1 pseudogene is annotated in these 1,170 nt (G+C 58.2%); it reads left to right on the top strand.

Annotated elements, in window-relative coordinates:
• Positions 1 to 187: 187 nt before the first annotated feature.
• Positions 188 to 1,024 (top strand): annotated as a pseudogene (locus ASF71_RS04405) (IS5 family transposase).
• Positions 1,025 to 1,170: the final 146 nt, after the last annotated feature.

The following is a 1,170-nucleotide window of genomic DNA, read 5'->3' as shown; positions in this document are numbered from 1 at the left end:
AGGATCTCGAGCTTTGGAAGGGCAGCTTCACCGACTCGCCCCGGCCGGAGCCCGGCGTCGATGAGGAGGTTGCCCTCCTTTAAGAGGTAGAGGTAGGAACTCGCGCCGACCTCGTCGGTTCCGCCTAAAGTGCGTATGTAAACGTGTTGAAGATGTCGCAGACGTGGTTTTCATCCTACTGTGAGGCATGACGAGCACGGGGTACAGCTCGGATCTGACCGACCAGGAATGGTCGCTTCTTGAACCATTGCTTCCTGGGCCGAGCCCGACGGGACGCCCGCGCATTCACTCGCTGCGCCTGTTGATTGATGCCATGCTTTATGTGCTCAAAACTGGGTGTGCCTGGCGCCTGCTGCCCAGGAACTTTCCCAGCTGGGGCACGGTGTATGCGCAATTTCGGAAGTGGCGCATTCGGGGCGTCCTGAAACACGTCCATGACGTGCTTCGAGAACGGGTCCGAGTGAAAGCTGGTCGAGCCGCTCAACCAACAGCTGGGATCATCGACAGTCAAAGTGCGAAGACTACCGAAGCAGGGGGACCCAGAGGCTTTGAGGGCGCGAAGAAAGTCAGTGGCCGCAAGCGGCACATCCTCGTGGACACGATGGGGCTACTAAAGATCGTGGTGCATCCAGCCGATGTGCAGGATCGTGAGGGTGGAAAGCTGGTGCTGGATGGCGTCAAGCAGACCTATCCGACACTGGAGAAGGTCTGGGCAGACCAGGGCTACACGGGCGGCTTCCTCAAATGGGCCAAAGACAGCGCAGACATCTTGATTGAGGTGGTCTACCCCTGGTGGCGGCAAGCCAAGCGGTATCTGCCAGATCTTGTTGATGACGTGGACCCGCGCAAGACGTGAAACGTCTTGCCCCGTCGGTGGGTCGTCGAACGCACCTTTGCATGGTTAGGGAAGAGTCGACGACTGTCTAAAGACTATGAAACACTCCCAGCATCAACAGAGACTTTGGTGTATCTGGCCATGATTCGGCTCATGCTAAAAAGATTGGTTCGCGCGCCTCCAGACTGACCCGTGTCATGTACGCTCCCAGCTATCCCAGAAGGCTTGTGAACGGGCCCGGTAATGCTCCAGGTTTGACTTCAAGCGGCGTTGCGAGCGTTCGCCGATGACGTGAGTGTAGACCAGGGCGTAGCGTAGCCGAGCGCCGAATGACG

The sequence above is a fragment of the Deinococcus sp. Leaf326 genome (assembly GCF_001424185.1).
Classification (GTDB): domain Bacteria; phylum Deinococcota; class Deinococci; order Deinococcales; family Deinococcaceae; genus Deinococcus.
The sequence above is the reverse complement of the archived record's forward strand: the minus strand, read 5'-3'. Positions and strand labels throughout refer to the sequence as shown.